This is a genomic window from Cellulomonas cellasea, from assembly GCF_006538745.1.
GTDB lineage: Bacteria > Actinomycetota > Actinomycetes > Actinomycetales > Cellulomonadaceae > Cellulomonas_A > Cellulomonas_A cellasea.
The window spans coordinates 1-18,672 of the sequence record NZ_BJLR01000024.1 but is presented as its reverse complement, the minus strand read 5'-3'; the positions used below and the strand labels follow the sequence as shown (position 1 = coordinate 18,672).

The 18,672-nt window shown below is 74.1% G+C and carries 16 protein-coding genes; 13 read left to right on the top strand and 3 right to left on the bottom strand.

All coding sequences use genetic code 11. The features are described 5' to 3' along the window. Window positions 1-20 precede the first annotated feature (20 nt). Entirely contained in the window at window positions 21-194 is a 174-nt protein-coding gene (locus CCE01nite_RS13090) for a CsbD family protein (RefSeq protein WP_034629723.1), read from the bottom strand. Window positions 195-410: 216 nt separating this feature from the next. Here CCE01nite_RS13090 and CCE01nite_RS13085 point away from each other — a divergent pair, with 216 nt between their 5' ends. The 5 genes from CCE01nite_RS13085 (at window position 411) to treZ (ending at window position 8,182) form a co-directional block, all read left to right on the top strand. Continuing rightward, window positions 411-650, top strand: coding sequence for a hypothetical protein (locus CCE01nite_RS13085; RefSeq protein ID WP_034629721.1), 240 nt, complete (start codon window positions 411-413; stop codon window positions 648-650). 8 nt (window positions 651-658) lie between these two features. Continuing rightward, window positions 659-1,573 carry a D-hexose-6-phosphate mutarotase gene (locus tag CCE01nite_RS13080; protein WP_052104113.1) on the top strand — a complete coding sequence of 305 codons (915 nt, stop codon included), beginning with the start codon at window positions 659-661 and terminating at the stop codon, window positions 1,571-1,573. A 73-nt stretch (window positions 1,574-1,646) separates the two neighbouring features. Then, window positions 1,647-3,800 carry a glycogen debranching protein GlgX gene (gene glgX / locus CCE01nite_RS13075; protein ID WP_034629718.1) on the top strand — a complete coding sequence of 718 codons (2,154 nt, stop codon included), beginning with the start codon at window positions 1,647-1,649 and terminating at the stop codon, window positions 3,798-3,800. Further along, entirely contained in the window at window positions 3,797-6,316 is a 2,520-nt protein-coding gene (treY, locus tag CCE01nite_RS13070) for a malto-oligosyltrehalose synthase (protein ID WP_034629716.1), read from the top strand. The genes glgX and treY overlap by 4 nt, the downstream gene beginning before the upstream one ends. 3 nt (window positions 6,317-6,319) lie before the next feature. Beyond that, a complete protein-coding gene (gene treZ / locus CCE01nite_RS13065; RefSeq protein ID WP_052104110.1) occupies window positions 6,320-8,182 on the top strand; it encodes a malto-oligosyltrehalose trehalohydrolase in 1,863 nt (620 codons plus the stop codon). Between the two features lie 108 nt (window positions 8,183-8,290). Here treZ and CCE01nite_RS13060 read toward each other — a convergent pair whose 3' ends face one another. Next, window positions 8,291-9,325 (bottom strand): GNAT family N-acetyltransferase, encoded by a 1,035-nt coding sequence (locus tag CCE01nite_RS13060; RefSeq protein ID WP_141372549.1) that lies wholly within the window; start codon window positions 9,323-9,325, stop codon window positions 8,291-8,293. A gap of 55 nt (window positions 9,326-9,380) precedes the next feature. Next, complete coding sequence (zapE, locus tag CCE01nite_RS13055; RefSeq protein ID WP_052104108.1) at window positions 9,381-10,478, bottom strand: cell division protein ZapE; 1,098 nt, start codon at window positions 10,476-10,478, stop codon at window positions 9,381-9,383. A 387-nt stretch (window positions 10,479-10,865) separates the two neighbouring features. Here zapE and CCE01nite_RS13050 point away from each other — a divergent pair, with 387 nt between their 5' ends. From CCE01nite_RS13050 to CCE01nite_RS13020, 8 genes are read left to right on the top strand one after another with little or no spacing between them, the layout of a single operon-like run. Beyond that, window positions 10,866-12,524, top strand: coding sequence for a nitrite/sulfite reductase (locus CCE01nite_RS13050; protein WP_034629713.1), 1,659 nt, complete (start codon window positions 10,866-10,868; stop codon window positions 12,522-12,524). Continuing rightward, window positions 12,521-12,679: an eL43 family ribosomal protein gene (locus CCE01nite_RS21365; RefSeq protein WP_169744020.1), complete on the top strand. Its 159-nt coding sequence runs from the start codon at window positions 12,521-12,523 to the stop codon at window positions 12,677-12,679. The genes CCE01nite_RS13050 and CCE01nite_RS21365 overlap by 4 nt, the downstream gene beginning before the upstream one ends. Continuing rightward, on the top strand, window positions 12,676-13,380 hold the full coding sequence (locus CCE01nite_RS13045) for a phosphoadenylyl-sulfate reductase (protein ID WP_034629704.1): 705 nt from the start codon (window positions 12,676-12,678) through the stop codon (window positions 13,378-13,380). The genes CCE01nite_RS21365 and CCE01nite_RS13045 overlap by 4 nt, the downstream gene beginning before the upstream one ends. Beyond that, window positions 13,377-14,324 carry a sulfate adenylyltransferase subunit CysD gene (gene cysD / locus CCE01nite_RS13040; protein ID WP_141372547.1) on the top strand — a complete coding sequence of 316 codons (948 nt, stop codon included), beginning with the start codon at window positions 13,377-13,379 and terminating at the stop codon, window positions 14,322-14,324. Before CCE01nite_RS13045 ends, cysD begins: the two co-directional genes overlap by 4 nt. Before the next feature lie 11 nt (window positions 14,325-14,335). Continuing rightward, window positions 14,336-15,721, top strand: a complete 1,386-nt coding sequence (locus tag CCE01nite_RS13035) for a sulfate adenylyltransferase subunit 1 (protein ID WP_141372545.1) — start codon at window positions 14,336-14,338, stop codon at window positions 15,719-15,721. Window positions 15,722-15,766: 45 nt separating this feature from the next. After that, complete coding sequence (locus CCE01nite_RS13030) at window positions 15,767-16,882, top strand: ABC transporter substrate-binding protein (RefSeq protein WP_034629697.1); 1,116 nt, start codon at window positions 15,767-15,769, stop codon at window positions 16,880-16,882. A 2-nt stretch (window positions 16,883-16,884) separates the two neighbouring features. Next, a complete protein-coding gene (locus CCE01nite_RS13025) occupies window positions 16,885-17,700 on the top strand; it encodes an ABC transporter ATP-binding protein (RefSeq protein ID WP_084142680.1) in 816 nt (271 codons plus the stop codon). Continuing rightward, the gene (locus tag CCE01nite_RS13020) at window positions 17,690-18,592 is read left to right on the top strand and encodes an ABC transporter permease (protein WP_052104106.1); all 903 of its coding nucleotides are present in this window, start codon (window positions 17,690-17,692) and stop codon (window positions 18,590-18,592) included. The genes CCE01nite_RS13025 and CCE01nite_RS13020 overlap by 11 nt, the downstream gene beginning before the upstream one ends. The last annotated feature ends 80 nt before the right edge of the window (window positions 18,593-18,672 follow it).

Genomic DNA, 18,672 nt, shown 5'->3' with positions numbered 1-18,672 from the left:
GGTGTCTCGTGCAGTCGGCGTCAGTCCTTGAAGACGTCCTTGATCTTCTCGCCGGCCTGCTTCACGTCGGCCTTCGTCTGGTCCGTGCGGCCCTCGGCCTCGAGGTCACGGTCACCGCTCGCGCGGCCCGCGGTCTCCTTGCCCTTGCCCTGAAGCTCCTCGGCCGCGTTCTTGATCTTGTCGTCGAGTCCCATGACGGACCTCCTTCGGTCGTGTCCTTCGACCGTACGAGCGTCCCGCACCGCCTGCCACCGGAGCGCCGTTCCTCACCCGTCGGTGGGACCCCTCGGCGTGCATCAGGCGCGCTCCCGGACGCTCTTCCCAGGACGAGGACCGAGCAGGACCGGGAGGACGACCGTGGACCACCGCAGCACCCCCGCCGACGTCCCGCGCACCGGGCGGGCCGGCGCATGAGCGAGCTCGACGGCAGCCCGCTGACCGGGGACCCGCGCTCCCCCGACGTCCTCGCCCTCGTCGCGGCGATCCGCCCCGTGCGCCCGCTCGGCGCCCACCCGTCGGCCGGTCCGGCCCCCGGGGTCCCGGCGGCCCTCGCTAGGCTGGCCGCACGACCCGGCACCGACCGCCGCGCCGGTGTCGACCCCGGTGCACCGGCGCCCGCGAGCGCCGGCCGCCGTCGCCCAGCCCGCTGAGGAGCGCCATGACGGACCTTCCTGCCCTGCCCGCGTCGGTCCTCCCCGCCACGGGCCACGGCGGGCTCGCATGCCTGCGGGTCGAGACCCCGCGGGCGACCGCACAGGTGTACCTGCACGGCGCACATGTCACGGCGTGGCAGCCGCGGGGGCACGCGCCGGTGCTGTGGACGAGCGCGGCGAGCCGCTACGAGGCGGGCGCCCCGATCCGCGGCGGGGTGCCGATCTGCTTCCCGTGGTTCGGCCCGCACCCTGACGACCCGGGCGCGCCCGCGCACGGCTGGGCGCGCACGACGGCGTGGGAGCTGCTCGGCGCCGAGGAGGACGCGTCGGGCGACGTGACGCTCGAGCTCGGGCTCGCGGACTCGGACGCGACGCGCGCGTCGGCGTGGCCGCACCGGTTCACGGCGACGTACCGGGTCACAGTCGGGGCGGCGCTGCGCCTCGAGCTGACGGTGACGAACCGCGACGACGCGGACGTGACCCTGACCGACGCGCTGCACACGTACCTGGCCGTCGGCGACGTGCGCGACGTCGCGGTCGAGGGCCTCGAGGGCGCGGCGTACGTCGACAAGGTGGCGGGCGCGGGCGGGTCGGCGGACGCGCGTCAGGGCGACGAGCCGGTCCGGTTCACCGCGGAGACGGACCGGGTGTACGCGAGCGACGCGACGGTCCGCGTGGTCGACCCGGTTCTCGGCCGGACCGTGACCGTCGCCAAGGACGGCTCAGGCTCGACGGTCGTGTGGAACCCGTGGGTCGGCAAGGCCCGCGCGATGCCCGACTTCGGGGACGACGAGTGGCCCGGCACGGTGTGCGTCGAGGCGGGGAACGTCGGGGCGGCGGCGGTGCGGCTCGCGCCCGGCGCGACGCACCGGCTCGTGCAGTCCCTGACCGTGGCCGCGGGAGCGGGCGACCCGGCGTGACGCTCGTCACCTGAGCAGGCGACCAGGTCGTCCCGGGAGGCGGACCCCGCACGCTCCCTGGCACTCTGGGCAGATGCGCATCTGGCCCGGACGTCCCTATCCCCTCGGTGCGACCTTCGACGGCACCGGCACCAACTTCGCCGTGTACTCCGGTGTCGCCGAGCGCGTCGAGCTGTGCCTGTTCGACCCCGACGGGACCGAGACCCGCGTCGACCTGCCCGAGGTCGACGCGTTCGTCTGGCACGGCTACGTGCCCGCCCTGCAGCCCGGTCAGCGCTACGGCTTCCGGGTCCACGGGCCCTACGACCCCGAGCAGGGGCACCGCTGCAACCCGAACAAGCTGCTGCTCGACCCGTACGCCAAGGCGATCGACGGCCAGATCGACGGTGACCCGTCGCTGTTCTCCTACCGGTTCGGCGAGCCGGACACCCGCAACGACGACGACTCCGCGGCGCACACCATGACGTCGGTCGTGGTGAACCCGTTCTTCGACTGGGGCCACGACCACCCGCCGCAGCACGAGTACCACGACTCGATCATCTACGAGGCGCACGTGCGCGGGCTGACGATGCAGCACCCGGGCGTCCCGGAGGACCTGCGCGGGACCTACGCGGGCCTCGCGCACCCCGCGATCGTCGAGCACCTCACGAGCCTCGGGGTCACCGCGATCGAGCTCATGCCGGTGCACCAGTTCGTCAACGACCCGGTGCTCGTCGAGAAGGGCCTGTCGAACTACTGGGGCTACAACACGATCGGCTTCTTCGCCCCGCACAACGGCTTCGCGGCGTACGGCGGCGAGGGCCAGCAGGTCCAGGAGTTCAAGTCGATGGTCAAGGCGCTGCACGCCGCGAACATCGAGGTCATCCTCGACGTGGTCTACAACCACACGGCCGAGGGCAACCACCTGGGCCCGACGCTGTCGTTCCGCGGCATCGACAACGCGAGCTACTACCGGCTCGTCGACGAGGACCCGGCGCACTACTTCGACACCACGGGCACGGGCAACTCGCTGCTCATGCGCTCCCCGCACGTGCTGCAGCTCATCATGGACTCGCTGCGCTACTGGGTCACCGAGATGCACGTCGACGGGTTCCGCTTCGACCTCGCCGCGACCCTGGCCCGCCAGTTCCACGAGGTCGACCGCCTCTCGGCGTTCTTCGACATCGTGCAGCAGGACCCGATCATCTCCCAGGTCAAGCTCATCGCCGAGCCGTGGGACCTCGGCGACGGCGGCTACCAGGTCGGCGGGTTCCCCCCGCTGTGGTCGGAGTGGAACGGCAAGTACCGCGACACGGTCCGCGACTTCTGGCGCGGCGAGCCGTCGACCCTCGCGGAGTTCGCGAGCCGGCTGTCGGGATCGTCGGACCTGTACGAGCACACGGGCCGGCGCCCCATCGCGTCGGTCAATTTCGTGATCGCGCACGACGGCTTCACGCTCGCGGACCTCGTGTCCTACAACGAGAAGCACAACGCAGCGAACGGCGAGGACAACAACGACGGCGAGAGCCACAACCGGTCGTGGAACTGCGGCGCCGAGGGCCCGACGGACGACCCGGAGATCCGCAAGCTCCGCGGCCGCCAGCAGCGCAACGTCCTCGCGACGCTGCTGTTCTCGCAGGGCGTGCCGATGCTCGCGCACGGCGACGAGCTCGGCCGGACGCAGCAGGGCAACAACAACGTCTACTGCCAGGACAACGAGCTCTCCTGGGTCGACTGGGAGCTCGACGAGACCCGCGAGGAGCTGCTCGAGTTCACGCGCCAGGTCGTGCACCTGCGCCGCGACCACCCCGTGCTGCGCCGCCGCCGGTTCTTCGAGGGCTCGGCGGAGCACGGCGGGGAGTCCGACCTACACGACATCGCGTGGTTCGCGCCCGACGGCACGCACATGCGCGACGACGCCTGGCACGCCGAGCAGGCCCGCTCGGTCATGGTCTTCCTCAACGGCGAGGGCATCGAGGAGCCCGACCTGCGCGGCGAGCCCATCGTCGACGACAGCTTCCTCGTGCTCTACAACGCCCAGCCCACGAAGACGACGTTCACGCTGCCGCCGCTCGAGTACGGCGAGGAGTGGACGGCCGTGCTCGACACCGACACGACCGTGCAGAAGGGCGACACGTTCAAGGCCGGGGCCACGCTCGAGACCGAGCAGCGCTCGCTCGTGATGCTGACCCGCCCGCCGACGTCGCACCCCCGCACGCTCGTCACGGCGCCGGGCGCGAGCGCGTGAGCGAGGGCACCCGTCCGGCCACGCCCGCGCGCCGGCTCGTCGGCGAGGGCCACCCGGTCCCCGTCTCGACGTACCGCGTCCAGCTCGGCGAGGACCTCACGCTCGACGACGTCGCGCAGCGCGTGCCGTACCTGGCCGCGCTCGGCGTCACGCACGTGTACCTCTCGCCGATCCTGCGCGCGGCGCCGGGATCGACGCACGGATACGACGTCGTCGACCACGACGAGGTCTCCCCCGTGCTCGGCGGCCTGCCCGCGCTGCGCCGGCTCGCGGACACCGCGCACGACGCCGGTCTCGGGCTCGTGCTCGACATCGTGCCCAACCACATGGCCGTCCCGACGCCCGTGTGGCACAACCGCGCGCTGTGGTCGGTGCTCGTCGACGGGCCCGAGTCGCCGTTCGCCGCGTGGTTCGACGTCGACTGGGCGTCGGGCGACGGCGCGGTGCTCATGCCGGTGCTCGGCGACCGGATCGGGGCCGTCCTCGCGCGCGACGAGCTGTCGCTCGACGAGGTCGAGGTCCCCGGCACGGAGGGCACCACGACGGTCCTGCGGTACTTCGACCACGTGTTCCCGGTGCGCGCCGGCACCGAGCAGCTCCCGCTCGCGGAGCTGCTCGAGCGCCAGCACTACCGCCTCGCGTACTGGCGCGTCGCCGACGAGGAGCTCAACTACCGCCGGTTCTTCGACGTCGGGACGCTCGCGGCGATCCGCGTCGAGGACCCCGAGGTCTTCGACGCGACGCACCGGCTGATCCTCGACCTGCTCGCCGACGGCACGCTCGACGGCCTGCGGATCGACCACCCGGACGGCCTGGCCGACCCCGCGGGGTACCTCGCCCGGCTGCGCGAGCGGACCGACGGCGCGTGGGTCGTCGTGGAGAAGATCCTCCAGGGCGAGGAGGAGCTCCCGAACGACTGGGACACCGCGGGCACGACCGGGTACGAGGCGCTGTGGCGCATCCAGCAGACGTTCGTCGACCCGGGCGGCGCGGCCGTGCTCGGCGCGACGATGCACCGCCTGACGAACGACACCTCCGACTCGCTGCCCGCGATCGTCGACGAGGCCAAGCGCGAGGTCGTCGACGGCGCGCTGTACGCCGAGGTGTTCCGCCTCACCGAGCTCGCCGCGGCGATCTGCCGCGAGGACCTGCGCCTGCGCGACCACACGTGGCGCGCGCTGCAGGACTGCCTCGTCGAGCTGCTCGTCGCCTTCGACCGGTACCGCGCATACGTCATCCCGGGCGAGGCGGTGCACCCCGACTCCCTCGAGGCGATGGAGGCCGCCGCCGCGACGGCCCGGGCCCGGCTCGCCCCCGAGCGCGCCGCGACGATGGACGTGCTCGTCGACCTGCTCCTGGGGCGCGAGGCGGGCAGCGCGGGCCGGACCCGCAGCCCGCGCCGCGACGAGCTCGTGGTCCGCTTCCAGCAGACGTGCGGCGCGGTCATGGCCAAGGGCGTCGAGGACACCGCGTTCTACCGCTGGACGCACCTGACCGGGCTGACCGAGGTCGGCGGCGAGCCCGACCGGTTCGCGCTGACCCCGACCGAGCTCGCGACGTGGGCGGCCCGCGCGCAGACGCACACCCCGCTCGGCATGACGACGCTCTCGACGCACGACACCAAGCGCAGCGAGGACACCCGCAACCGGCTCGGCGTCCTGAGCGAGCTGCCCGTGGAGTGGTCGGCGCTGGTCGACCGGCTGCGCGCCGCGTCGGCCCCGTACCGCGGCGCGCTGCTCGACGGGCGCACCGAGAACCTGCTGTGGCAGACCCTCGCCGGGACGTGGACCCCCGACGGCCCGCTCACCGCCGAGCGGCTCACCGAGTACCTGACGAAGGCGATCCGCGAGGCCAAGAGCCGCACGACGTGGACCGAGCCCGACGCGGCGTACGAGGCGGCCGTGCTCGACATGGCGCGGCGCGTGCTGGCCGACGACACGTGCGTCGACCTGCTCGCGCACTGGGAGCAGCGCACGCGCGGCGCGGTCCGGGCGGCGACGCTCGGCACGAAGCTCGTCCAGCTCACGCTCCCCGGTATCCCCGACGTCTACCAGGGCACCGAGGTCCCGTCGGTCGCGCTCGTCGACCCCGACAACCGTCGGCCGGTCGACACCGCGGCCCTCGAGGCCCGGCTCGCGCGGCTCGACGAGGGCGCCGGCCCGCGCGACCTCGCCGACGAGAAGCTGCTCGTGACGTCGCGCGCCCTGCGCGTGCGCCGCGACCTGCCCGAGGTGTTCACCGGCCCCGAGGCCGGCTACCGCGCGCTCGCGCACTCCTCGGGGCACCTCGTGTCCTTCACCCGGTCCGTCGCCGGAGCCCCGCGGGTCGTGACGCTCGCCACGCGCCTCGGCGTCGGCCTCGAGCGGCTCGGCGGGTGGGCGGACCACACCGTCGCGCTGCCCGACGGCACCTGGCACGACGTGCTGACCGGGCACGAGGTCGCGGGCGGCGTCCAGGAGGTCGCCCCGCTGCTCGACCGCTTCCCCGTGGCGCTCCTGGTCCGATCGGAGGGATGACCCGTGCAGGCACGCGTGTGGGCACCGAGGGCGCGGGCCGTCGAGCTCGTGCTGGGGGACGAGCGCCGGGCGATGACCCGCGCGGACGACGGGTGGTGGGCCGCCGACGGCGAGCTCGCGCCCGGCACCGACTATGCGTTCGCGGTCGACAGGGGCGACCCGGCGCCGGACCCGCGCAGCGCGTGGCAGCCCGCAGGCGTGCACGGCCCGAGCCGGGTGTTCGACGCGTCCGCGCACGCGTGGCGCGACACCGGCTGGTCGGGCGTCGACGTCCGCGGCGCGGTCGTCTACGAGCTGCACGTCGGCACGTTCACCCCCGAGGGCACGCTCGCGGCCGCCGCGCAGCGCCTCGACCACCTCGTCTCGCTCGGCGTCGACGTCGTGGAGCTCATGCCGCTCGCCGCGTTCAACGGCGAGCACGGCTGGGGCTACGACGGCGTCGGGCTGTACACCGTGCACGAGCCCTACGGCGGCCCGGCCGCGCTGCAGGAGTTCGTCGACGCCGCGCACGGGCTCGGGCTCGCGGTGTGCCTCGACGTCGTGCACAACCACCTCGGGCCGTCGGGCAACTACCTCGGCGTGTTCGGGCCGTACTTCACCGACGCCCACCACACGCCGTGGGGTGCGGCGATCAACCTCGACGGCCGCGGCTCGCACGAGGTCCGCCGGTGGATCTGCGACAGCGCGCTGCGCTGGTTCACCGACTTCCACGTCGACGCCCTGCGCCTGGACGCCGTGCACGCGCTCATCGACGACTCCCCCACGCACCTGCTCGCGCAGCTCTCCGACGAGGTCGCGGCACTGCAGGAGCAGCTGGGCCGCCCGCTGTCCCTGATCGCCGAGACCGACCTCAACGACACCGTGTCCCTGACGCCGACGAGCCAGGGCGGCTGGGGCATGACCGCGCAGTGGGCCGACGACGTCCACCACGCCGTGCACGCCCTCGTCACCGGGGAGCGGCACGGGTACTACGTCGACTTCGGGACCCCGGAGGTCCTGCGCACCGCGCTCACCGAGGTGTTCGTGCACGCGGGCACGTTCTCGACGTTCCGGGGCCGGGAGTGGGGCCGGCCCGTGCCGCCCGGCACCGACGGGCACCGTTTCGTCGTGTTCGCCTCCGACCACGACCAGGTCGGCAACCGCGCGCTCGGCGACCGGCCGTCCGAGCGCCTCGACCCCGGCGCGCTCGCTGCCGAGGCGGCGCTCGTGCTGCTCTCCCCGTTCACGCCGATGCTGTTCATGGGCGAGGAGTGGGGCGCGCGCACGCCCTGGATGTACTTCACCGACCATCCCGAGCCCGACCTCGCCCAGGCCGTCCGCGAGGGACGCCGGCGCGAGTTCGGCGGGCACGGCTGGACCGCGCTGTACGGCGGCGACATCGAGGTGCCGGACCCGCAGGCCCCGGAGACGGTCGAGCGCAGCCGGCTCGACTGGTCCGAGCCGACCCGCGAGACCCACGCCGAGCTCCTCGACTGGTACCGCGAGCTCGTCGCGCTCCGGCGCAGCGACCCCGACCTCGCCTCGGGCGACCTGACCGCGACGTCCGTCCGGTTCGAGGGTGACGACGCACCGGGGACGGACGGCGAGGCCGGGCACGGCGAGGCTGGGCACGGCGCGCCGGACGAGCCGTCCGGTCCCTGGGAGGGCTGGCTCGTCGTGCACCGTGGCGGCGCCCGGGTGGCGATCAACCTCGCGCACGGCGAGCGCACCGTGCCGCTCGGCGCAGGCGGGCCGTTCACGGTCGAGGCCGCGTGGTCCCCGGCGACGCTGCTCCCGCCCGACGACGAGGACCCCACCACGAGGCTCGTGCTCCCGGCACGCGGCGTCGCGGTGCTCACGAGCTCCCCGGCCGACCCGGTCGACTGACCCGCGGCGCGGTCACGGGCTGCTCGGCGGTCGCAGCCCACCCAGAGGGACCGGCCCGCGCCGCCCGATCCTGTCGATGTCCCCGTGGCGCGATGCCGACCCGTCTGCTCAACCCGCGTCGACGACCACGAGCGGGCCCTCGTCGGGCGTCGGCACCTCGAAGCCGTCGAGGTACGTCCGCGCGAGGGCGGGCGCAACCGCGACGTCGTGCGGGCCCGAGCCCGTGCGCCCCGCGAGCCGGCGCAGCACCTCCGCGCGCGGCGTCGCCAGGTGGTACGTCACCGGCACCACGCCGAGCGGTGCGACGAGCGCGCGGTAGGACTCCCGCGACGCGCGCGACCAGAAGGACGTGTCGACGACCACGTCCCGCCCGGCCCGCACGTGCGCGACGAGACGCGACCGCAGCACGTCGTGCACCTCGGCCGCGACGGGTCCGGGCAGCGGGTGGTCCCGGTGCCCGCGCCGCCACGCCTCCTCGTCGAACGACAGCCGCACGAACCCCTCGCGCTCGAGCCGCCCCGCGAGCGTGCTCTTCCCCGAGCCGGCCGGCCCGCAGACGAGCGCGACCCGGGCGGCGCGCCGCAGCGGCAGCACGTGGTGCACGAGGCCGTCCGGTCCCGGCCCGACGCGCACGAGCCCGGCCCGCACGAGGGCGGCGTCCCGCGTGACCGCCAGCGACGGCGCGTTGTCCGCGTCGATGCGCAGCACCGCGGTGTCCGCATCCGTGGCCGCGCCGAGCCACGTGCACACCAGCCGGACGGCGCGCGCCGCGTAGCCGCGCCCACGGAAGGCGGGAAAGACGCCGTAGGCGACGTTGACCGTGCCGGCGGGGAGATCGGGCAGCGCGAGGTGCGCCTCGACCATCCCGGCGAGCGCACCGGTCGCCCGGTCCACGATTCCGAGGTTCCGCCGAGCTCCGCCCTCGCGCCACTCGCGCTGGTTCCGGCCGATCCACGCCTGGGTGCGCGCGAGGTCGGACGTGTGGCCGTCGTTGAGCCAGCGGACCTGGTCCGGGTCGTCGCCGTCGACCATCGCCGTCGCGTCAGCGTCCTGCAGGCAGCGCAGCGTCACGAGGTCGTCGCCGAGGACGACGCGCCCGCGCACGGAGGGGGCGGCCTCTCGGACGGTCACGGAGACGGTCACGGCCCCATGCTGCCGGAGCCGCGCGCGGGCGCCGAGGCGTTTTCCGGGCGCCGGCTCAGGTCCCGGCCGTCGTCCGGCCGACCTCCGCGAGCGCGCCCAGCCGGGACAGCGCCCGGTAGTACTTCTTGCGGTACCCGCCCGCGAGCATCTCCGCGGAGAACAGCTCGCCCGCGTGGCCGCCGCCGAGCAGGACGGGCACGTCGCGGTCGTAGAGCCGGTCGACGAGCACGACGAGCCGCAGCGCGACGTCCTGCCCGGGCACGGGCCGCACGGCGGTGAACCCGGCGAGCGTCACGCCGTCGAGCAGCGCGCCGTACCGGCTCGGGTGCACGGTCGCGAGGTGCTCGAGCAGCGCGTCGAACGCGTCGAGGCTCGCACCGGGCACACGCGCGGCCGCGGACCGGACCGCGTCGTCGTCGAGCGGCTGGGTGTCGGTCACGACCGCGCGGTGCCGGTAGTCCTCGCCGTCGACGCGCAGGACCTCGAAGCGGTCGGCGAGCGCCTGGATCTCGCGCAGGAAGTCCTCGGCGGCGAACCGGCCCTCACCGAGCGAGCCCGGCAGCGTGTTCGAGGTGGCGGCGAGCGCGACGTCGCGGTCGGCGAGCTCGCGCAGGAGGCGGGACATCAGCACGGTGTCGCCCGGGTCGTCGAGCTCGAACTCGTCGATGCAGACGAGGCGGCGCCGGCCGAGCGCCTCGACCGTCGGCCCGAAGCCGAGGGCGCCGACGAGGTTGGTGTACTCCACGAACGTGCCGAACGCAGCGTGCTCGCCGTGCTCCTTCGCCAGCGAGGCGAGCAGGTGGGTCTTACCGACGCCGAACCCGCCGTCGAGGTAGACCGCGGGCGGCGGGGTGCGCCGCCCGGGCCTCCACCACGGGCGGTCGGTGCGCGCGCCGACCTGCTGGGCGACCTCCCGCAGCCGAGCGAGCACGCGCGCCTGGCTCTCGTGCGCCGGGTCGGGGCGGTACGTGTCGAACGACTCGTCGGCGAAGTGGCGGGGCGGCACGAGCTCGGCGAGGAGCCGCTCGGTCGGCACCGCGGGCCGGCGGGACGTGAGGCTCGTGGGCCCGGCGCTCGCGGGCGCAGGAGTGTCGGCGGGTGCGCCGGCTGCCGGGGGTGTCGGGGGTGCGGTGTCGTGCGCCGGGGTGCTCATCGCTTCCAGCGTACGGCGGGCCGCGGGACGTCGCCGCGCACGGCGGAGAGGCTGGTGAGCGCGGCGCCGGGCGCCCCGGACGACCGTCCTGGTCCGCATGACGACACCCGTCGTCCCGCATCGCGACCACCGCGTCTCACGCTCTGGTCACGCTCTCCCCTGATCGGGTTACGTCGGTCATCCTCGTCAGGTGCTGAAGTCGCCGATGTGTCCGTGCTGTCGCCCTTGTGGCGGCGCTGCGGACGCGCGCACCTTCTGCTGCTGTCCGCGGATCGCCTGAGTCGACCCGTCCTTTTCTGTGCCGGGCGCTCGTCCCGTCCCGGCACCCCGCCCCCAGCGGCGGCAGGACGTGGCCCGCGCGCCCACGATCCCCGGAGGTAGCGCCCGATGGCGCAGACTCGGATCGCCCCGCCGGCGACCAAGAACGAGGGCCAGTGGGCCTTCGACCAGCGTGAGCCGCTCAATGCGAACGAGCAGTTCAAGCAGGACGACGACGGCCTGAACGTCCGTCAGCGGATCGAGGACGTCTACTCCCGCGAGGGCTTCGCGTCGATCCCGGGGCAGGACCTGCGCGGGCGCATGCGCTGGTGGGGCCTGTACACGCAGCGCAAGCCCGGCATCGACGGCGGCAAGACCGCGACCCTTGAGCCGCACGAGCTCGACGACGAGTACTTCATGCTGCGCGTGCGCTGCGACGGCGGCCGGCTCTCGCTGGCCCAGCTCCGCACGATCGGTGAGCTGTCGACCGAGTTCGGGCGCGGCACCGCCGACGTCACGGACCGGCAGAACATCCAGCTGCACTGGGTCCGCATCAAGGACGTCCCGGAGATCTGGCGCCGCCTCGAGGCGGTCGGGCTCACGACCCAGGAGGCGTGCGGCGACGTGCCCCGCGTCATCCTCGGCTCCCCCGTCGCGGGCGTCGCGGCCGACGAGATCATCGACGGCACCCCCGCGATCGACATCATCCAGGGCCAGTACATCGGCGACCCGGCGTACTCGAACCTGCCGCGCAAGTTCAAGACGGCCATCAGCGGCTCGCCGCACCACGACGTCGTCCACGAGATCAACGACGTGTCGTTCGTCGGCGTCGTGCACCCCGAGCTCGGCGCGGGCTTCGACCTGTGGGTCGGCGGGGCGCTCGCAGCGAACCCGATGCTCGCCAAGCGCCTCGGCGCGTTCGTCCCGCTCGAGGACGTCCCCGACGTGTGGGCCGGCGTCGTCGGCATCTTCCGCGACTACGGCTACCGCCGCCTGCGCAACCGCGCGCGCCTGAAGTTCCTCATGGCCGACTGGGGACCGCAGGTCTTCCGCGAGGTCCTCGAGCAGGAGTACCTCGGCCGCCGCCTCGCGGACGGTCCCGAGCCCGCTGCTCCCCCGCTGGGGCGCCGCGACCACGTCGGGGTCCACCCGCAGGTCGACGGCCGCTTCTACGTCGGCGCCGCCCCGACCGTCGGGCGGATCAGCGGGCCGCTGCTGACCGAGGTCGCCGACCTCGTCGAGCAGGCCGGCAGCGGGCGCGTCCGGCTGACCGTCGAGCAGAAGCTCGTCGTGCTCGACGTCGCGGCCGAGCAGGTGGACGCGCTCGTGGACGGCCTCGAGGCGCTCGGGCTCCAGGTGCGCAGCGCGTCGACGTTCCGCCGCGGGACCATGGCGTGCACCGGGATCGAGTTCTGCAAGCTCGCGATCGTCGAGACCAAGGCGCGCGGCGCGGCTCTCGTCGACGAGCTCGAGCGCCGCCTGCCGACGTTCGAGCACCCGCTGACGATCAACCTCAACGGCTGCCCGAACTCGTGCGCGCGCATCCAGGTCGCCGACATCGGCCTCAAGGGCGCGCTCGCGGGCGGCGAGGAGGGCTACCAGGTCCACCTCGGCGGGAGCCTCGGCGTCGACAGCCACCTCGGCCGGACCCTGCGCGGGCTGCGGATCGCCGCGGAGGACCTGCCCGAGTACGTCGAGCGCGTCGCGACGCGGTTCGACCACGCGCGCCTCGAGGGAGAGTCCTTCGCTGAGTGGGCGCTGCGCGCGGACGAGGCGGACCTGCGATGAGCGAGACCGACTCCGGGCACGTCACGGCGTACTACTGCCCGTTCTGCGCGAGCCAGGACCTGCGGCCCGCGGGCCCGCGCGGCGGCGACTGGGAGTGCCGCGGGTGCACCCGCGTGTTCAGCGTGAGGTTCCTCGGACTGGTGGTGGGGTCATGAGCACGGTCGTGCACGACAAGGACGCGCTGCGCACGCTCGCCGAGCGCGCGGGCGCCGAGCTCGAGGGCGCGCACCCGTTCGACGTCCTCGCGTGGGCGGGCGAGACGTTCGGCGGCGACCTCGTGGTCGCGTCGTCGATGGGCGACGAGGTGCTCGTGCACCTCGCCAGCCGCGCGGTGCCGGGCGTCGACGTGATCTTCCTCGACACCGGGTACCACTTCGCCGAGACCATCGGGACGCGCGACGCGTTCGCCGAGACCACCGACATCCGGCTGCGGACGATCCTGCCGCTGCGCACGGTCGCCGAGCAGGACGCCGAGCACGGCCCCCGCCTGCACGACCGCGACCCGAACCTGTGCTGCGCGCTGCGCAAGGTCGAGCCGCTCGAGCGCGGGCTCGCGCCGTACGGCGCCTGGGTCACCGGGATGCGCCGCGAGGACGCCCCGACGCGCACCGACATCACGGTCGTCGGCTGGGACGCCAAGCGGGACAAGGTCAAGCTCAACCCGCTCGCGGCGTGGACGCAGGAGCAGGTCGACGCCTACGCCACGGAGCACCAGGTGCTGCTCAACCCGCTGCGCCAGCTCGGCTACGCGTCGATCGGGTGCGCCCCGTGCACGCGCGCGGTCGCCCCGGGCGAGGACCCCCGCGCCGGACGCTGGTCGGGGAAGGACAAGACGGAATGCGGGCTGCACACATGAGCACGGACGTGACCACGACAGCGCCGGCCTCCGCCGACGCCGCGCTCGCGCGCCCCCTGACCCAGCTCGAGGCGCTCGAGTCCGAGGCCATCCACATCTTCCGGGAGGTCGCCGGGGAGTTCGAGCGCCCGGTGCTGCTGTTCAGCGGCGGCAAGGACTCGATCGTCATGCTGCACCTCGCACGCAAGGCGTTCTGGCCGGCCGCGGTGCCGTTCGCGGTGATGCACGTCGACACCGGGCACAACTTCCCCGAGGTGATCGCCTACCGCGACGCCGTGGTGGCCGAGCACCGGCTGCGCCTCGTCGTCGCGAGCGTGCAGGACGCGATCGACTCGGGTGCCGTCCGGGAGCGCCCCGACGGCTCGCGCAACGCGCTCCAGACGGTCCCCCTGCTCGACGGCATCACCGCGAACGGCTTCGACGCCGTCTTCGGCGGCGGGCGCCGCGACGAGGAGAAGGCCCGCGCCAAGGAGCGCGTGTTCAGCCTGCGCGACGAGTTCGGCCAGTGGGACCCGCGCCGCCAGCGCCCCGAGCTGTGGGACCTGTACAACGGCCGGCACGCGAGGGGCGAGCACGTGCGCGTGTTCCCGCTGTCGAACTGGACCGAGCTCGACGTGTGGCGCTACATCGAGCGCGAGCGCATCCCGCTCCCGGAGATCTACTACGCGCACGAGCGCGAGGTGTTCCAGCGCGACGGCATGTGGCTGGCCGCCGGCGACTGGGGCGGTCCGCGCGGCGACGAGGTCGTCGAGCGGCGCCAGGTCCGGTACCGCACGGTCGGCGACATGAGCTGCACCGGCGCGGTCGAGTCCGACGCCGTGACCGTCGCCGACGTGATCGCCGAGGTCGCCGTGAGCCGGCTCACCGAGCGCGGCGCGACCCGCGCCGACGACCGGGCGTCGGAGGCCGCGATGGAGGACCGCAAGCGCGAGGGCTACTTCTGATGGGGACGACGATGACGCAGCAGGACCACGACGAGCGCGCCGACCCTGCGGCGGGGCTCGCGGCCGGGCTCGCGGCGGGGCACCGCGCCTCGACGCACCACGAGCGCGACCTGCTCCGGCTCGCGACCGCGGGCTCGGTCGACGACGGAAAGAGCACGCTCATCGGGCGCCTGCTCTACGACACGAAGTCGGTGCTCGCCGACCAGCTCGCCGCCGTCGAGCGCGCCAGCCAGGCCCGCGGCGGGGAGGTCGTCGACCTCGCGCTGCTCACCGACGGCCTGCGCGCCGAGCGCGAGCAGGGCATCACGATCGACGTCGCCTACCGGTACTTCTCGACCGCGACGCGCGCGTTCGTGCTCGCCGACACCCCGGGCCACGTCCAGTACACGCGCAACATGGTCACGGGCGCCTCGACCGCCGAGCTCGCGATCGTGCTCGTCGACGCGCGCAAGGGCGTGCTCGAGCAGACCCGGCGGCACGCGACCATCGCGGCGCTGCTCGGCGTCCCGCACGTCGTGCTCGCGGTCAACAAGATGGACCTCGTCGGCTTCGACGAGGCGACGTTCACCGCGATCGCCGACGAGTTCACGCTCTACGCCGCGGGCCTCGGCGTGCACGACGTCCGGGCGATCCCGCTCTCGGCGCTCGCGGGCGACAACGTCGTGGACCGCTCGGCGCGCACGCCCTGGTACGCCGGGCCGACGCTGCTCGAGCACCTCGAGGCCGTCCCGGTCGACCGCGACCCGACGACCGAGCCGCTGCGCTTCCCGGTGCAGTACGTGATCCGGCCGCAGACGCCCGACCACCCGGACTACCGCGGCTACGCGGGCCGGATCGCGTCGGGGGTCGTGCGGGTCGGCGAGGACGTCGTGGTGCTGCCCTCGGGCCGGCGCACGAGCGTCGTCGGGATTGACACGTTCGACGGAGAGCTCGACGTCGCCCACGCGCCGCAGTCCGTCACGCTGCGTCTCGCCGACGACGTCGACATCTCCCGCGGCGACGTCCTGGCCCCCGCGGCGGACGCCCCCGTCACGGGCGCCGACCTGACCGGCACGCTGTGCTGGCTCGCGGACGCCCCGTCGGTCCCCGGGGCGCGCGTGCTCGTGCGCTCGGGCACCCGGACGGTGCGCGCGATCCTGCGCACCGTCGACTCGCGCCTGCACATCGACACCCTCACCGTCGAGCCGGGCGTCGACCGGCTCGCGCTCAACGACATCGGCACGGTGCAGCTGCGGCTCGCCGAGCCGATCGTGCTCGACGACTACGCCGAGCACCGCCGGACCGGCGCGTTCCTGCTGGTCGACCCCGCCGACGGCACGACGCTCGCCGCCGGGATGGTGGGCCCCTCGACCGTCGTCGGGCTCGCCGGCGCGGAGGAGCGATGTCGCGCGCTCTGACCTGAGCGCCCGCGTCATCCCCTCCCCCCGAAGGACACCTCTGCCATGACCGCCCTCCGTCGTCCCCGTCGTACCCACCGCACGACCCGCGCCCTCGTCGCGTCCGCCGCCCTCGTCGCCGTGCTCGCCGCGTGCTCGTCCGCAGGCGAGGCCGCCGCGCCCGACGACTCCGCCGTGACCGAGGGGGCCGGTGACGCCGAGGCCCCCGAGCTGCGCCTCGGGTACTTCGCGAACATCACGCACGCCACGCCGCTGGTCGGGGTCGCCGACGGCACGTTCGCCGAGGCGCTCGGCGACACCGAGCTGCGCACCGACATCTTCAACGCGGGCCCGGCCGCGGTCGAGGCGCTGTTCAGCGGCGGCCTCGACGCGACCTACATCGGCCCCAACCCGGCGATCAACGCGTTCGCGAAGTCCGACGGCGAGGCGATCCGCATCGTCGGCGGCGCGACGTCGGGCGGCGCGCAGCTCGTCGTCCGGGAGGGCATCGACGACGTCGAGGACCTGCGCGGCGCGACGCTCGCGACGCCCCAGCTCGGCAACACCCAGGACGTCGCGCTGCGCGCCTGGCTGCTCGAGGAGGGCCTCGAGACGTCCGTCACAGGCGGGCAGAACGACGTCGAGATCACCCCGCAGGAGAACGCCCAGACGCTCGACCTGTTCAAGCAGGGCTCGCTCGACGGTGCGTGGCTGCCCGAGCCGTGGGCCTCGCGCCTCGTCCTCGAGGGCGGCGCCAAGGTCCTGCTCGACGAGAAGGAGCTGTGGCCCGAGGGCGACTACGTCACGACGCACCTCATCGTGCGCACCGAGTTCCTCGAGCAGTACCCGGGCACCGTCAAGAAGCTCCTCGAGGCCCAGGTCACGACGAACGAGTGGATCGCGGCGAACCCCGAGGAGGCCGCGACGCTCGCCAACACGGCGATCGGCGAGCTCACCGGCAAGCAGCTCGGCGAGGACGTGCTCGCCCGCGCGTGGCCGAACCTGCGCATCACGAACGACCCGATCGCGTCCTCGCTCCAGCTGTCGGCGGACCACGCCGCGTCGGTGGGCGTCTCCGACGAGGTCGAGCTCGACGGCATCTACGACCTGTCCCTCCTCAACGCGGTCCTCACCGAGCGCGGCCAGACGGCCGTCTCGGCCGCAGGGCTCGGAACGGAGTAGCGATGACGAGCGTCTCGACCGCCGCGGTGACCACCGCCGCGCACACCCCGGGGGCGCCGGCCCCCGCCGCCGGGCCCGGGGTCGCCGTGCGGCTGCAGGGCGTGTCCAAGCACTTCGGCGACGCGAGCCGCCCGCCCGTGCTCGACCGGATCGACCTCACCGTCGCCCCCGGCGAGTTCGTCTGCCTGCTCGGCGCCTCCGGGTGCGGCAAGTCGACGCTGCTGTCGCTCGTGGCCGGGCTCGACGCCCCGAGCGACGGCACGGTCGAGGTCCCCGACGGCCGCCCCGCGCTCATGTTCCAGGAGCCGGCGCTCTACCCGTGGCTCACCGCGGGGCAGAACATCGAGCTCGCGCTGCGGCTGCGCGGGGTCGGGCGCCAGGCCCGGCGCGCCGAGGCGGACCGCCTGCTCGCGCTCGTGCACCTCGAGGGCTCGCACGCCAAGCGCGTGCACGAGCTGTCGGGGGGCATGCGCCAGCGCGTCGCGCTTGCCCGGGCGCTCGCCCAGGAGGGCCGCGTCCTGCTCATGGACGAGCCGTTCGCGGCGCTCGACGCCATCACGCGTGACGTGATGCACGACGAGCTCACCCGCATCTGGCGCGAGACCGGGCTGTCGGTCGTCTTCGTGACCCACAACGTGCGCGAGGCGGTCCGGCTGGGGCAGCGCGTCGTGCTGCTGTCGTCGCGGCCCGGCCGCATCGTGCGCGAGTGGACCGTCGACCTGCCGCACCCGCGCCGCATCGAGGACTCCGGCGTCGCCGAGCTCTCCGTCGAGATCACCGATCACCTCCGACAGGAGATCTCCCGCCATGGCCGCTGACACGACGCACACCGCGTCCCCCGGCCGCGTCGACGCCCGCGCCCTCGAGGCCGGCCTCGACGCGCTCGAGACCGCCGTCGTCGCCCCGCGGCGCAGCGCCTGGAGCACCGCCTGGTCGGCGTTCTGGCCGACGGCCCTCGCGCTCGGCGTCTTCGTCGCGGTCTGGCAGCTCGTCTACCTCGCCGGGGTCAAGCCGGAGTACGCGCTGCCGGGCCCGGCGGACGTCGCCACGACGTTCGTCGGCATCCTCCAGGACGGCACCGCCCTCAAGGCCAGCGCGCTGAGCCTCCAGCGCGGCGGCCTCGGGTTCGTCGTGTCCGTCGTCGTCGGCGTCGTGCTCGGGATCGCGATGGCCACGATCCCGCTGCTGCGCCGGGCGATCGGCCCGATGATCACGGGCCTGCAGTCGCTGCCGTCGATCGCGTGGGTCCCCGCGGCGGTCATCTGGTTCGGCCTGAGCAACACCACGATCTTTGCGGTCGTGCTGCTCGGCGCCGTGCCGTCGATCGTCAACGGGCTGCTCACGGGCGTCGACCAGGTGCCGCCGCTGTTCCTGCGCGTCGGGCGCGTGCTCGGCGCGCGCGGGTGGGACCGGATCCGCTTCGTGCTCCTGCCCGCGGCGCTGCCCGGCTTCCTCGGGGGGCTCAAGCAGGGCTGGGCGTTCGCGTGGCGCTCGCTCATGGCCGCCGAGCTCATCACGAACGCGCCGCGCCTCGGCACGGGCCTCGGGCAGGTGCTCGACCTCGGGCGCACGCTCAGCGACATGTCGCTCGTCATCGCGGCGATCTTCCTCATCTTCGCCGTCGGCATCGCGATCGAGCTCCTCGTCTTCGCCCCGCTCGAGCGGCGCGTGCTGCACGCACGGGGTTTGACCGGCCTGGCAGGCCAGTGACAGGGTCCGCTCCTGTGCGGCTCCCCCTCCTGCTCGACGTCCGTGACCGGCTCGTCCTCGTCGTCGGGGGCGGGCCGGTC